Origin of the sequence: Exiguobacterium sp. PvP048, from assembly GCF_040549175.1 — a bacterium.
Lineage (GTDB): Bacteria > Bacillota > Bacilli > Exiguobacteriales > Exiguobacteriaceae > Exiguobacterium_A > Exiguobacterium_A artemiae.
The window spans coordinates 226,481-241,374 of record NZ_JBEPSU010000002.1; the positions used below are offsets into that span (position 1 = coordinate 226,481).

Annotated in this window: 14 protein-coding genes and 2 other annotated features; all 14 genes read left to right on the forward strand. The window is 50.8% G+C overall.

Annotated elements, in window-relative coordinates:
* The first annotated feature begins 46 nt into the window (after positions 1-46).
* The 14 genes from yqiS (at position 47) to trpA (ending at position 14,850) form a co-directional block, all read left to right on the forward strand.
* Positions 47-967 (forward strand): phosphate butyryltransferase, encoded by a 921-nt coding sequence (gene yqiS, locus ABIC15_RS05670; protein WP_214766094.1) that lies wholly within the window; start codon positions 47-49, stop codon positions 965-967.
* A 13-nt stretch (positions 968-980) separates the two neighbouring features.
* Positions 981-2,105: a Leu/Phe/Val dehydrogenase gene (locus ABIC15_RS05675; RefSeq protein ID WP_012369820.1), complete on the forward strand. Its 1,125-nt coding sequence runs from the start codon at positions 981-983 to the stop codon at positions 2,103-2,105.
* 16 nt (positions 2,106-2,121) lie between these two features.
* Positions 2,122-3,225, forward strand: a complete 1,104-nt coding sequence (gene buk / locus ABIC15_RS05680) for a butyrate kinase (RefSeq protein ID WP_354019968.1) — start codon at positions 2,122-2,124, stop codon at positions 3,223-3,225.
* Positions 3,195-4,616, forward strand: coding sequence for a dihydrolipoyl dehydrogenase (lpdA, locus tag ABIC15_RS05685; RefSeq protein ID WP_354019970.1), 1,422 nt, complete (start codon positions 3,195-3,197; stop codon positions 4,614-4,616). Before buk ends, lpdA begins: the two co-directional genes overlap by 31 nt.
* A 13-nt stretch (positions 4,617-4,629) precedes the next feature.
* Positions 4,630-5,643: a thiamine pyrophosphate-dependent dehydrogenase E1 component subunit alpha gene (locus ABIC15_RS05690; protein WP_012369823.1), complete on the forward strand. Its 1,014-nt coding sequence runs from the start codon at positions 4,630-4,632 to the stop codon at positions 5,641-5,643.
* Positions 5,640-6,623, forward strand: a complete 984-nt coding sequence (locus ABIC15_RS05695) for an alpha-ketoacid dehydrogenase subunit beta (protein ID WP_354019972.1) — start codon at positions 5,640-5,642, stop codon at positions 6,621-6,623. The genes ABIC15_RS05690 and ABIC15_RS05695 overlap by 4 nt, the downstream gene beginning before the upstream one ends.
* Before the next feature lie 13 nt (positions 6,624-6,636).
* Positions 6,637-7,920, forward strand: coding sequence for a dihydrolipoamide acetyltransferase family protein (locus ABIC15_RS05700; protein ID WP_012369825.1), 1,284 nt, complete (start codon positions 6,637-6,639; stop codon positions 7,918-7,920).
* Between the two features lie 61 nt (positions 7,921-7,981).
* Positions 7,982-8,214 (forward strand) — a binding site (T-box leader).
* 47 nt (positions 8,215-8,261) lie between these two features.
* Positions 8,262-8,505: a binding site (T-box leader), on the forward strand.
* A gap of 49 nt (positions 8,506-8,554) precedes the next feature.
* On the forward strand, positions 8,555-9,949 hold the full coding sequence (gene trpE, locus ABIC15_RS05705; RefSeq protein ID WP_012369826.1) for an anthranilate synthase component I: 1,395 nt from the start codon (positions 8,555-8,557) through the stop codon (positions 9,947-9,949).
* Positions 9,946-10,512, forward strand: coding sequence for an anthranilate synthase component II (locus ABIC15_RS05710; protein WP_012369827.1), 567 nt, complete (start codon positions 9,946-9,948; stop codon positions 10,510-10,512). The genes trpE and ABIC15_RS05710 overlap by 4 nt, the downstream gene beginning before the upstream one ends.
* Before the next feature lie 5 nt (positions 10,513-10,517).
* The gene (gene trpD, locus ABIC15_RS05715; protein WP_354019973.1) at positions 10,518-11,537 is read left to right on the forward strand and encodes an anthranilate phosphoribosyltransferase; all 1,020 of its coding nucleotides are present in this window, start codon (positions 10,518-10,520) and stop codon (positions 11,535-11,537) included.
* Positions 11,534-12,310, forward strand: a complete 777-nt coding sequence (gene trpC / locus ABIC15_RS05720) for an indole-3-glycerol phosphate synthase TrpC (RefSeq protein ID WP_354019974.1) — start codon at positions 11,534-11,536, stop codon at positions 12,308-12,310. Before trpD ends, trpC begins: the two co-directional genes overlap by 4 nt.
* Positions 12,297-12,875 (forward strand): phosphoribosylanthranilate isomerase, encoded by a 579-nt coding sequence (locus tag ABIC15_RS05725; protein ID WP_354019976.1) that lies wholly within the window; start codon positions 12,297-12,299, stop codon positions 12,873-12,875. Before trpC ends, ABIC15_RS05725 begins: the two co-directional genes overlap by 14 nt.
* Positions 12,872-14,071, forward strand: a complete 1,200-nt coding sequence (gene trpB / locus ABIC15_RS05730) for a tryptophan synthase subunit beta (protein ID WP_354019978.1) — start codon at positions 12,872-12,874, stop codon at positions 14,069-14,071. The genes ABIC15_RS05725 and trpB overlap by 4 nt, the downstream gene beginning before the upstream one ends.
* On the forward strand, positions 14,071-14,850 hold the full coding sequence (trpA, locus tag ABIC15_RS05735; RefSeq protein WP_354019980.1) for a tryptophan synthase subunit alpha: 780 nt from the start codon (positions 14,071-14,073) through the stop codon (positions 14,848-14,850). Before trpB ends, trpA begins: the two co-directional genes overlap by 1 nt.
* Positions 14,851-14,894 lie beyond the last annotated feature (44 nt).

The following is a 14,894-nucleotide window of genomic DNA, read 5'->3' on the forward strand; positions in this document are numbered from 1 at the left end:
AAATTGCTATTAAATAAAGAGAACGACAGGTAAGGGGGGAAATGGCTTGAGGTTTGAACAAATGGTTCAACAAGCAGCAGGTCTTGAAGATGCAGTCGTTGCGATTGCATCCGCTGATGATGAAGAGGTAATGGATGCAGTGTCGTTGGCAATTGAGAATGATTTAGCCCGTTTTCATTTGTTCGGGGATGCGACACGTATTCAAAAAATGATTCATGATCGACAGTTGAGCGAATCACAGTTCGTCATCACGCATACGGCTACGGCACAAGAAGCAGCAGAGCGTGCCGCCTATGCCGTCCGCAAAGGGGACGCGGATGTCTTGATGAAAGGACTCGTTCCGACAGCGACGTTCATGAAAGCTGTCTTGAACAAGGAGACCGGCTTACGATCAGGAAAAGTGTTGTCTCATGTCGCTTTGTTTGAAGTACCGGGACGGGAGACCGCCATTGGATTGACGGATGCTGCGATTCATATCGCTCCGACGCTGGAGGATAAAGTCCACATCATTGAAAACGGTGTGACCGCACTTCGAGCCGTCGGATATTCCTTGCCGAAAGTGGCAGTACTTGCTGCTGTCGAGGTCGTCAATCCGACGATGCCGGCGACGATTGATGCCGCCTTACTGACACAAATGAATCGACGCGGACAAATCAAGGATTGCCTTGTTGACGGTCCGCTTGCTCTAGATAACGCCGTCAATTTAGAAGCGGCGAAACAAAAGGGACTGACAGGAGACGTTGCGGGGGCAGCGGATCTACTCGTCGTGCCACAAATCGAGGTCGGAAACGTAATTTATAAATCCCTGATGTACTTTGCTCAGGCATCGGTTGCAGCGATTTTAGTCGGGGCTAAAGCACCTGTCGTCTTAACAAGTCGAGCCGACACGGCGGAAGCGAAACTCTATTCATTAGCCTTTGCTTTACTTAATGCGCAACCTACCAAAAAAATCAAACAAACAATCTAAGGGGGAACTAACAATGGTTGAAACAAACGTAGAAGCACGATTCAGTATTTTCGAAACGATGGCAATGGAAGATTACGAACAAGTCGTATTTTGTCACGATAAAGTCTCAGGATTAAAGGCGATTATCGCGATTCATGATACGACACTCGGACCAGCACTCGGCGGACTCCGTATGTGGAACTATGCGTCTGACGAGGAAGCATTGATCGACGCGCTTCGTTTGGCAAAAGGCATGACGTATAAAAATGCGGCAGCCGGTCTGAACCTTGGCGGCGGGAAAGCGGTCATCATCGGTGATGCGAAAACGCAAAAATCAGAAGCTCTGTTCCGTGCATTCGGTCGTTACGTACAGTCGTTAAACGGACGTTACATCACTGCGGAAGACGTCAACACAACAGTCGCCGACATGGATTATATCCACATGGAAACAGATTTCGTAACCGGTGTCAGCCCGGCATTCGGATCAAGCGGCAATCCGTCACCAGTCACGGCTTATGGCGTTTACCGCGGGATGAAGGCAGCCGCTAAAGAAGTATATGGCACAGATTCACTCGGAGGAAAAACAGTTGCGATTCAAGGTGTTGGTAACGTTGCTTTCAACCTATGCCGTCACTTGCATGAAGAAGGCGCAAAATTGATTGTCACAGACATCAATCAAGATGCATTACGCCGTGCAGAAGAAGCGTTTGGCGCTCTCGTCGTCGGACCGGATGAAATTTACAGCGTCGATGCCGATATCTTTGCGCCGTGTGCCTTAGGTGCGACATTGAACGATGAGACGATTCCACAACTGAAAGTGAAAATCATTGCCGGAGCAGCAAACAACCAACTCAAAGAAGATCGTCACGGAGATATGCTCCAGGAACGCGGTATTTTATATACACCGGACTTCGTTATCAACGCAGGAGGTGTCATCAATGTGGCCGACGAACTCGACGGGTACAACCGTGAGCGGGCGATGAAAAAAGTCGAACTCGTCTATGATGCGGTAGCAAAAGTCATCGAAATTGCCAAACGTGACCATCTGCCGACTTACCGGGCAGCAGAGAAGATGGCAGAAGAACGGATCGCGACAATGGGCAGTGCCCGCAGCCAGTTCTTACGCCGGGATAAAAACATTTTAGGATCACGCGGTTAATCAGAGGAGGATTTCAATGAGCGAACGTATTTTAACCATCAATCCGGGTTCAACCTCAACGAAAATCGGAATCTTTGATGGAACAGAGCAAGTGTTTACGAAAACGTTGCGCCATTCAGTTGAAGCGGTCGGAGGACCGCTTTCAGATCAGCTGAACATCAGACGCCAAGTCGTCCTCGATGTGTTAGCACAAGAACAGATTGATTTGAAAGCGCTTACGGCGATTGTTGGTCGCGGTGGTCTGCTTCGTCCGCTCGTCAGCGGGACATACCGCGTCAATCAGGAAATGCGTGAGGATTTACTGAACGGCACATTCGGAATTCATGCTTCGAATCTCGGTGGACTGCTTGCAGATGAGATTGGTCAAACGTTATCGATTCCGGCATTCATCGTTGATCCGGTCGTCGTCGATGAACTGGAGCCGATTGCCCGTCTTACAGGATTGCCTGAACTCGAACGGAAAAGTATTTTCCATGCCTTAAATCAAAAGGCAGTCGCGAAACGGTATGCGAAAGAAAATGGAATACCCTACGAGCAATTACGGCTGATTGTTGCCCATATGGGTGGCGGGATCACGATCGGTGCCCATCTGAACGGACGCGTGATTGATGTCAACAATGGACTCGACGGAGAAGGGGCTTTTTCACCGGAACGAAGCGGATCCCTGCCTGTTGGTCAACTAGTAGAACTATGTTATAGTACCAAGTATAAACTCGAGGAAATGAAGCGTCTGGTCGTTGGGTCAGGCGGACTTGTCGCGCACTTAGGCACGTATGATGCGGTTGAAATCGAACGTCGGATTGACGACGGAGATGAAAAAGCCGCTCTACTGTATGAGGCGATGGCGTATCGAGTTGCAAAAGAAATCGCGGCCCAAAGTGCTGTTTTATACGGTCAAGTCGATGCTGTCATCTTAACGGGCGGTCTCGCATACAGTGATCGGTTGACGAAAGCGATTGAAGAACGGATTGCCCATATCGGATCTATCATCCGGATACCGGGAGAAGATGAGTTACGGGCGCTTGCAGAAGGCGTAATACGTGTACTGCGTCAAGAGGAACAAGTGAAGGAATATGGAGGCGAATTAACATGGCTAGAGAATTCGACGTCGTTGTCCTAGGTGGTGGACCCGGTGGATACGTCGCAGCGATCCGCGCTGCGCAAGCCGGGAAGACGGTAGCAATCGTAGAACAAGGAAAACTCGGGGGAACCTGTCTGCATCGTGGATGTATCCCATCCAAAGCATTTTTAAAGTCGGCTGCCGTCTATCAGACAGTAAAACACGCCGCTACATACGGCGTCGACGTACCGGAATCGTTTTTACGGTTCGAACAGGTCAAACAACGGAAACAGGACATCATTGATGGTCTCGAATCTGGTATCCAGCACCTGATGAAAAAAGGAAAAATCGAAGTCTTTCACGGCCGCGGTTCGATTCTCGGACCAAGCATCTTTTCACCGATGCCGGGAACGATTAGCGTCGAGCCGGAAGAAGGTGACGGCGAATTGATTTTACCGCGCCAATTGATTGTTGCGACCGGTTCACGACCGCGTCCGTTAAACGGTCTGGCGTTTGACTCCGAATATGTGCTCAGCTCGGATGAGGCACTCGACATGAACGCTTTACCAAAATCAATTGTCATCATCGGCGGCGGCGTCATCGGAATCGAATGGGCGTCGATGTTGACGGACTTTGACGTCGAGGTTACAGTCATTGAATTCAGCGACCGGATTTTACCGACGGAAGATCAAGCTGTCAGTCGGGAAGTGGCCCGTCAGCTCAAAAAACGCGGTGTCAAAATCATGACGAGTGCAGCGGCGCAAAGCGACAGCTTCCAGCTGACCGAGTCGGGTGTGACGATCGATGTCGACCGTAACGGGGACAAGACGACGCTCGCAGCAGACAAGCTGCTGGTCGCAATCGGCCGGATGGCAAATGTCGAAGGAATCGGACTTGAGAATACGAATATCATCGTCGAAAACGGATTCATCCAAGTCGATGATGAGTTCCGCACGAAGGACAATCATATCTTTGCGATTGGTGATGTCATCGGACGCCTGCAACTCGCACACGTCGCGTCAGCAGAAGGGGCAAAAGCGGTCGAAACGATTGTCAACGGTTCAACGACACCGCTGAACTATGCCTTTGTTCCGCGTTGTATTTACAGTGTGCCGGAAGCCGCCTCCGTCGGATTGACGGAAGCCGAAGCGAAGGCAGCAGGACTCGATGTCAAAACGGGGATGTTCTCGTTTAACGGTCTTGGAAAAGCACGGATTGAAGGGGAAGCAGCCGGATTCATTAAACTCGTTTCCGATGCCAAGACGGATGATCTGGTCGGCGTTCATATCGTTGGACCTAAAGCAACGGAATTAATCAGTGAAGGTGGTCTTGCGCTTGTGCTGAATGCAACGGCATGGGAAGTCGGACAGCTTGTCCATCCACACCCTGCACTTTCAGAAGCGTTCGGGGAAGCAGCACTGGCAGTCGACGGATTAGCGGTTCACGCCTAAGGAGGAAAAACAGATGGAAAAAATAGAATTCAAAGAACTCGTCGAACTGGGTTTGACGGAGCAGGACGCGATTCAAATGTTCGAAACGATGGTCCGCGCACGGAAAATCGACGAACGGATGTGGAAATTAAACCGGGCGGGTAAAATTCCATTTCTCGTTTCCTGTCAGGGGCAGGAAGCAGCACAAGTCGGTGCTGCCTTCGCGCTTGAAAAAGGAACAGACTATATCTTGCCGTACTACCGCGATCTCGGAGTTGTCCTGCATTTTGGACAGACGTCACGTGATATCATGTTGTCCGCTTTCGCAAAAGCGGAAGACCCGAACTCAGGTGGACGTCAAATGCCGGGTCATTACGGTTCACGTGCCCTGAACATCGTGACAGGATCAAGTCCGGTCACGACGCAAGTACCGCATGCGGTCGGGATTGCCCTTGCTGCGAAGATGCGTCGGGAACCGCTTGTCGCCTACGTTTCGTTTGGTGAAGGGTCGTCGAACCAAGGAGACTTCCATGAAGGAGCAAACTTTGCCGGCATTCACAAATTACCGGTCATTCTGTTCTGTGAAAACAATAAATATGCGATTTCGACACCACTCTCGAAACAATTATCGGCGAAACACGTTGCCGACCGGGCGATCGGATACGGGATGCCGGGTGTGACGATTGACGGCATCGATCCGCTTGCTGTCTACAAAGCGGTCAAAGAGGCACGTGAACGCGGTCTGCGCGGTGACGGTCCGACACTGATTGAAGTTGAAGTCGAACGTCTCGTACCGCATTCGTCCGATGATGATGATAAATCTTACCGTTCGGCAGAAGAACTGGCTGAACTGAAAACACGCGACGGTGTCAAACTGTTCCGCGAAAAACTGATTCAAATGGGTGTCCTGACAGAAGAAACGGCACAGGAACTCGAAACGAAACTCGAACAAGAAGTCGATGAAGCGACGGCGTATGCGGAAGCGGCAGCTTACGATGCACCGGAAAATGCACTCCGTTACGTGTACGATGAGGGGGAAACGAAATGACGACATTAAGTTTAATCGAAGCCATTAACAGTGCGATCAAAGAAGAGATGGAACGCGATGAATCCGTCTTCGTCCTCGGAGAAGACGTCGGCGTCCGCGGCGGTGTTTTCCGCGCGACACAAGGATTGCTGGAGCAGTTCGGGGAAGAACGTGTCATCGACGCGCCACTCGCTGAAAGTGCAATTGCCGGAGTCGGAATCGGCGCAGCGATGTACGGAATGCGTCCAATTGCTGAAATGCAGTTTGCTGATTTCATCATGCCGGCCGTCAACCAAATCGTCAGTGAAGCGGCGAAAATCCGTTACCGTTCGAACAATGACTGGTCGTGTCCAATCGTCATCCGGGCACCGTTCGGCGGCGGGATTCACGGCGCACTTTACCACTCGCAATCCGTCGAAGCGATGTTCAATTCGACACCGGGCTTAAAAATCGTCATTCCGTCTAATCCATATGATGCGAAAGGTTTGCTGAAAGCAGCCATCCGTTCAAACGATCCTGTCCTGTTCTTTGAACATAAACGCGGCTATCGTCTGCTCAAAGGTGAAGTACCGGAAGAGGATTATATCGTTGAAATCGGCAAAGCCGACGTCAAACGGGAAGGCGAAGATTTGACGGTCATCACGTACGGTCTCTGTGTTCAATTCGCCCTTGACGCAGCGGCGCGTCTTGAAAAAGACGGCATCGATGTCCATATTCTCGACTTGCGGACCGTCTATCCAATCGACCGGGAAGCCGTCGTCGCAGCAGCCCGGAAAACCGGAAAAGTCTTGCTCGTGACAGAAGATAACAAAGAAGGCAGTGTCATGAGTGAAGTGTCGGCCATCATTGCGGAAGAAGCATTGTTTGATCTCGACGCACCAATCGAACGACTGTGCGGTCCGGATGTCCCGGCGATGCCATACGCTCCGACGATGGAGAAATTCTTTAACATCTCGAGCGAAAAAATCGAGGACAAAATCCGGACGCTGCACGCGTACTAAGGGGGAAACGTCAATGAAAACTGAAACATTAACGATGCCACAGCTTGGTGAGAGTGTAACGGAAGGGACGATTTCCCTTTGGCTCGTCAAACCAGGTGATACGGTCAAGAAGTATGATCCGATTGCGGAAGTCATTACTGATAAAGTTACGGCAGAAGTACCGTCGTCGTTTGACGGCGTCATCGACAAACTGCTTGCTGAAGAAGGAGATACGCTGCAAGTCGGGGAAGCAATCGTAACCTTGCAAGTCAGCGGCGGATCGACAGAAGTCGCGGCAACGGAAGAAGCTGTTCCGGCGATTGAAGAAACGCCGGTCTCGAGTGATCAGTCGATGAAGAAACGTTATTCACCAGCCGTTTTGAAATTGTCGGCTGAACACGGCATCGATTTGGAACAGGTTTCGGGAACAGGTGCCGGCGGCCGGATTACCCGGAAAGACTTGTTAAAAATCGTCGAAACCGGACAAATCAAGCAACCGGATACAGTCGAAGCACCGACGATTGAGTCGGTTCCGGCAGCAAAACCGGCTGAGCAACGGGAATCGGCGCAACCGTCACGTCCGCAAGCAGCTAAATCAACAGCAAGCACGACGGAAGACGGAGACATCGAAATTCCGACAGCAGGTGTCCGTCAGGCAATCGCAACGAACATGGTCCGTTCTAAGCACGAAGCACCGCATGCCTGGTTAATGATTGAAGTTGACGTGACAAACTTGGTTGAAGCCCGGAACCGTCATAAAGACGCCTTCTTCAAACAAGAAGGCGTAAAATTGACATTCCTACCGTTCTTCATGAAAGCAACGGTTGAAGGCTTAAAGAAACATCCGATCATGAACTCGACGTGGGCGGGTGACAAGATCATTCAGAAAAAAGCGATCAACCTGTCACTGGCAGTCGCAACACAGGAAGCACTATTCGTACCGGTCGTCAAAAATGCCGACGAGCTCAGCATTAAAGGACTTGCCCGGTCGATTGATGATTTCGGTAAACGCGCGCAAGCCGGACGCTTGTCATCAAGCGAAATGCAGGGCGGAACGTTTACGGTCAACAATACCGGATCATTTGGATCGATTCAGTCAGCACCGATTCTGAACTTCCCGCAAGCGGCAATCTTATCCGTCGAATCGATCGTTAAACGTCCGGTCTGGATCAACGGTATGTTCGCAGCACGCGATATGGTCAACCTCTGTATGTCGATTGACCACCGGGTGCTCGATGGACTCGTGGCCGGTCAATTCCTGCAGACAGTCAAACAGTCACTCGAATCAATTGACCCGAATCAACTGTCTTTATATTGATTCAGACAAATCTGTTGACAGAAAACGGTTTCCAACGTAATATAAAAAACAATTAAACAATACAGACGCAATGACGAAGAGAAGTAACCTATGAAACGATTCAAGAGAGCTGATGGATGGTGCGAATCAGTATCGGGAAACAGGTGAATGGACTTCTGAGCATCAGACCGAACTTATAGTAGGCTCTGACGGGTACCTTCCGTTATCAAGGACGACGAATCAGGGTGACCGGTTCGTTCGAGGGGACTAGCATTAGTCAACGAAGGTGGTACCGCGGGTTTTCCCGTCCTTCATGTTTATCATGAATGGACGGGAAAACCCTTTTCGTATTTAATTGAATAAATAAATCGATGAATGAGTTAAGTAATCAGACAAATCGTTGTTTCAGAGAGCGGAAGAATGGTGGGACTTCCGTACAAGGATGTGTGATGAATGGTCTCATGAGAGCAGGACTGAAAGGTAAGTAGGTCGTGACGGAAGCCCCCGTTATCTCAGGCTACGATGTCTCGTCAAGACGCATCGGAAAGAGTGGGAACGTACTTCGTTCCAATTGTGAGGTGGCACCGCGAGTCTATCGTCCTCCATACGGCATTTGCTGTATGGAGGACTTTTTTTATATCAGGAGGCGAACAGGATGATCGAGACAGAACAATTGATAATCGAACAAATCGAAATGAACGGCGATGAGTTAACACCGATTTCGATCTTTTTACATCTGGAAGGAGACCGGAAATGTCTGCTTGAAAGTTCGGCGAGCGGTGGGAACGGTCGCTACTCGATCATCGGCGTTAATCCGGTTGAACTGCTTCGGGCGGAAGGCAGTCAAGTGACACGACATCATCTTCAGACGGAAGAAACCGTAACGATGACAGGAAATCCGGTCCAACTTCTGCAACAGTCTGTGACACGGGGAACAACGGATTTCGAGTTTCCGTTTTTAAGCGGCGCAATCGGCTATGTCGGCTATGATGCGATTCGGGCCTATGAAAACATCGGACCTGTGCCGGACAGTGATCGGAATTTACCGGACGCACTGCTTGCGGTCTATGACGAAATCATTTTATACGATCATTTGGAACACCGCGTGCATTTGATTCATACGTCACTCGGCGGGCTGACCGACCGGCAGGAGATGGTACGGAAGCTGCATATCCGTAAAACGCAGCTCGAACAAACCGGTCAACAGACGCGGATCGAACTGCCGCTTGAAAATATCGTCTACCAACCGCAGATTGAGAAAGAAACGTTCATCTCGCTCGTCGAGCAGGCAAAACAGCATATTCGGCAGGGTGATGTCTTCCAACTGGTGCTGTCACAACGGTTAGACGCAACATTCGCCGGTGATCCGTTCCACTTTTACCGGAAGTTGCGGCAGGACAATCCGAGCCCGTACCTCTTTTATATTGATTTGGGAGAAGTCATCGTCCTCGGCGCATCCCCGGAAAGCCTGGTTCAAGTCAAAGGTCGTCATGTCACGACGAATCCGATTGCCGGGACACGCCCCCGCGGCAAAACAAAACAGGAAGACATACAACTGGCGGATGAGTTACTGAACGACGAAAAAGAGCAGGCTGAGCACCGGATGCTCGTTGACTTGGGTCGAAACGATCTCGGTCAAGTCTGTCAGATTGGCAGCATTCATGTTTCACGGCAAATGGAAATCGAACGCTTTAAAAATGTCATGCATCTCGTTTCCGTCGTCGAAGGGACACTGGCGGAAGGAAAGACAGGGGCAGACGCCTTGATTTCTTGTCTGCCGGCAGGTACGGTCTCCGGAGCTCCGAAAATTCGGGCGATGCAACTGATCAATCAATACGAGACAAAAAAGCGCGAAGTGTATGCCGGAGCCGTCGGATATTTTGATGTCAGCGGGAATCTTGATTTTGCGCTTGCGATCCGGACGATGGTCATCCAGCACGGAAAAGCGTATGTTCAGGCCGGAGCGGGTATAGTGTATGACTCTGATCCGACCTTGGAGTATGAAGAGACGTTGCACAAAGCGAAGTCACTACTGGAGGTTTGGAAATGATTGTACTGATTGATAACTATGATTCTTTTACCTATAACCTGTATCAATATGCGGCTGTCTACGATGACATCCAGGTCATCCGAAATGATGCGATTGAAGTGACTGCACTTGCTGACTTGCATCCCGACGGTATCATCTTATCACCGGGTCCGGGAAATCCGAATGACGCCGGCATCTGTCTCGACGTGATTAAGACCTATTCCGGAAAAATCCCGATTCTCGGTGTCTGCCTCGGACATCAGGCGATCGGTCAAGCCTTTGGCGGACACGTCATTGAAGCGGATGAAATCCGACACGGGAAAACCTCAACCATCAAACAAACCGGACGCCTGTTTACCGGTCTTCCGGAACGATTCGATGTCATGCGTTACCACTCGTTGATTGTCGACCGGACGACCTTACCCGAAGTACTTGAAGTAACGGCAACGACGGATGACGGCATAATCATGGCACTCGAACACCGTGACCATCCGACCTACGGGATTCAGTTTCACCCGGAATCGATCGGAACACCATTTGGACAAGACATGATTCAACGATTTATCGAATTGATGAAGGAGTGACAGGAATGAAGGACGTATTAACAAAACTGGCAAACGCCAATCATCTTCGTTTTGAAGAAATGCAACAAGCTGCCCGTGAACTGTTTGCGGAAGACGTCACGGACAGCGAAATCGCAGCTTTTTTGATTGCCTTAAAAGCAAAAGGGGAAACAGCGGAAGAACTGGCCGGTCTCGCCTCAATCATGCGTGAAGTCGCACTCGACATTCCGGTGACGGGAACGGATTTTATCGATAACTGCGGTACAGGCGGCGACGGTTCCCAATCCTTTAACATCAGTACGACAGCGGCATTCGTTTTGGCCGGTGCCGGAGCCAAAGTAGCAAAACACGGAAACCGGAGTGTCTCAAGCAAAACGGGCAGTGCCGATGTACTCGAAGCACTCGGTGTCCCGCTCGATGTGACGGCAGAAGACATTGCGAAGTTGCTTGAAGCAAACGGGATTGCGTTTCTGTTCGCCCAACGGATGCACCCGCGTGTCAAACAGATCATGAAAGTCCGCCGCGATTTACGGATTCCGACAATCTTTAATCTGATTGGACCGCTAACGAATCCGGTACCATTAAAAACACAGTTACTCGGAATTTACCGGGAAGATTTGCTGGAGACGATGGCCTTGACCTTGCATCGGCTTGGACGAAAACGTGCCATCGTCTTACACGGAGCGTGTGGGATGGATGAAGCATCACTCGCAGGAACAAATCAATTGGTACTGCTCGATCAAGGCGAGTTGATCCGGTTCAGTCTTCATCCGGAAGAAGTTGGACTGGCGGTCGCGCCACTCGAAGCCATCCGTGGCGGTACGGCTGCAGAAAACGCGGAAATCCTCTTGCGGGTCCTCCGCGGGGAAGCGGGTCCGTACCGGGATACCGTCTTACTCAATGCCGGAATCGCTTTGTTTGCGGAAGGTCGGGTCGAGACGATTCGCGAAGGAATCGAACGGTCGGCGGAAAGCATCGATTCCGGTCGCGCCCTTGAAAAATTACAATTTTTACAACGGATGAAACAACAGGAGGCAATCGGATGAATATATTAGACCGCATCATCGAGACGAAACGACAGGAAGTTGCCCGCTTGAAAATCGACGGCGTGGGTCAAGCGGAGCCGAGAAGACTTAACCAATCGATTCATCAATCGCTTGGCGGAACGGATTTGTCCGTCATCGCGGAAATTAAACGGGCTTCACCGTCAAAAGGCGATATTTCACTACATGTCGATCCTGCCGAACAGGCAAAACGGTATGCCGCGAGCGGAGCGACCGTGATCTCGGTGTTGACCGATCAGACGTATTTTAAAGGAAGCATGGAAGATTTAGCGGCCGTCACGAAAGCAGTCAACGTTCCGGTGCTGTGTAAGGACTTTATGGTCGACCGGATCCAGATTGATCTTGCGAAAGCGCATGGTGCCAGTTTGATTCTGTTGATCGTTGCGGCGCTTGACGAAGAAACCTTACACGATCTATACGCCTATGCTTATGCGAGTGGCCTCGAAGTATTGGTCGAAGTGCACGATGCGACGGAACTGGAACGGGCGGAACGGTTGCAGGCAAAAATCATCGGCATCAACAACCGCAATCTGAAAAAATTCGAAGTGAGTCTCGAAACATCGCTCGAACTGCTGAAGACGAAGTCACCCGATGTCCGCTATATCAGTGAGAGCGGCATCAAGACCGTTGCTGAAGCACAGATGCTTCATGCAGCAGGAGCGGACGGGATTCTGATTGGAGAAACACTGATGCGGGCGGAGAATCCGGCAGATTTCATTGAAGCCGTCAACGGAGTCAAACATGACACGTATTAAATTCTGCGGGCTGAAGCGGGCGGAAGACGTCCGGTACGCTGTAAGACTGGCGGATTATATCGGATTCGTCTTTGCTCCGAGCAAGAGGCAGGTCACATTGACGGAAGCAGCACGGCTTCGGGCAGAAATTCCGGAGACGGTCCAGGTCGTCGGTGTGTTCGTCTCTCCGACGAAACAGGAAGTCGAAGAAGCGATTGAACAGGTCGGACTGGATTTGATTCAGCTTCACGGGCAGGTCCCGGATGAGTTGTACCGGGAGAAACGGGTGCCGGTCATTCAGGCGCTCGCGGCCGGAACACAGGTTACGATTCATCCGGACGCCGATTATGTGTTATTTGATGCACCGGAAGCGGGAAGCGGTCAAACCTTTGATTGGACAACCAATCTACGGGTCGATCAACCGATGTTCGTCGCAGGTGGTCTGCAGGCAGATAACGTCGGACAAGTGATTGAACGGTATCAGCCGTTTGCTGTTGATGTCTCAAGCGGTATTGAAACGAATGGTCAAAAAGATACGAAAAAAATGCAGGCATTTCATGATGCCGTAAAGGAGACTTTTAAATGACACGTTATTCACAACCTGATGCACTGGGACAGTACGGAATCTACGGAGGACGTTACATTCCGGAAACGTTGATGCAAGCCGTTCTTGAGCTCGAACAAGCCTATACCGAAGTGAAGGAAGATCCGGCGTTTCATGAACGGATGAATGATTTACTCGAAAATTATGTCGGACGAAAAACACCGCTTTATTACGCGGAACATTTGACGCGGGCGATCGGCGGCGCCAAAATCTACTTGAAACGCGAAGATTTGAATCATACAGGAGCGCATAAAATCAACAATACGATTGGGCAAGCACTACTCGCCGAACGGATGGGAAAACGGAAAATTGTTGCCGAGACCGGTGCCGGACAACACGGTGTCGCGACGGCGACCGTCTGTGCGCTACTTGATCTCGAATGTGTCATCTTTATGGGAGAAGAAGACATCCGGCGCCAGGAATTAAACGTCTTCCGGATGGAGTTGCTCGGCGCGAAAGTCGTTTCGGTAACGCAAGGAAGCCGGACGTTAAAAGATGCTGTCAATGAAGCGTTACGTTACTGGGTCAAACACGTCGACGATACGCATTACTTGATGGGATCGGTCCTCGGCCCCCACCCGTTCCCGGAAATCGTCCGTGATTTCCAAGCCATCATCGGTAAGGAAACACGGGCGCAGATTCTTGAAAAAGAAGGCAAATTACCGGAAGCCATCGTTGCCTGTGTCGGAGGCGGAAGCAACGCAATTGGCATGTTCCATCCGTTCATCGACGATGAAGAGGTCGCATTGTACGGCATCGAAGCAGCCGGAAACGGACTCGAGACGGAGAAACATGCCGCCACGATGTCTAAAGGTGAGGTCGGTGTCCTGCACGGTTCAATGATGTATCTCTTACAGGATGAGCATGGTCAAGTCACGGAAGCGCACTCGATTTCAGCCGGACTGGACTATCCGGGAGTCGGACCGGAACACAGCCTGCTAAAAGACATCGGCCGTGTTCAGTACGAAGCAGTAACGGATCAACAGGCACTCGATGCCTTGCAACTGCTCTGTCAAAAAGAAGGCATCATTCCGGCCCTGGAGTCGGCTCATGCCGTCGCACAGGCGACGGAACTCGCAAAAAGGATGAAACCGGAAGAAGTTGTCGTCATCTGTCTTTCAGGACGCGGCGATAAAGATGTCATGACCGTCAGAAATGCCTTGAAGGGGGAAGCATGATGCGATTAGAAGAAGCAATCCGAACAGTTAACGCACGTGGTGAAAAAGCGTTTATCCCGTATGTCATGGGAGGAGACGGAGGCATCGATCGTCTGCCGAATATTTTAGCGTTTCTTGAACGATCCGGTGCGACAGCGATTGAAGTCGGGGTGCCGTTTTCCGATCCAGTTGCCGATGGTCCGGTCATTCAGGAAGCAGGACTACGGGCACTGGCAGAGAAAATCAGTTTGAAGGATGTCCTTGAGGCGATCCGGATTGCGCGTCAGTCAACCAGCGTGCCAATCGTCGTCATGACGTACTTGAATCCAATCTTCCGCTTCGGCATTGATTCCTTTTTATCGACGTGCCGTGAAGTCGGTGTCGACGGGTTGATCATTCCTGATCTGCCACTCGAACAAAGCGATCAGTTTTTTGCCGGGCGCAATAAAACAGAAATCGCACTCGTTCAACTGGTCTCGCTGACCAGTCCGATTGAACGAATTGAAAAACTGGCCACACACAGTGAAGGGTTCCTTTACGCCGTGACCGTTAACGGGACGACAGGGGGACAAACCAACTTCGGGGATTCACTTGAACAGCATTTGGCGAAAGTGGCGCAACTGAGTCCGGTTCCGGTCATGGCTGGCTTCGGGATCAGTACACCGGAACACGTCCGTCAGCTCAGTACAAGTGTCGCCGGTGTCATCGTTGGCAGTAAAATCGTCGAATTGTTGCAGCAAGGGGATGAAAAGGCAATTGAACAGTTGATGGCAGCCCGCCTGCCGGACGTGACAGTGTAAAAATAGGAGCATCACAAAACGAGGGTACCGGATTTTTCATTCCG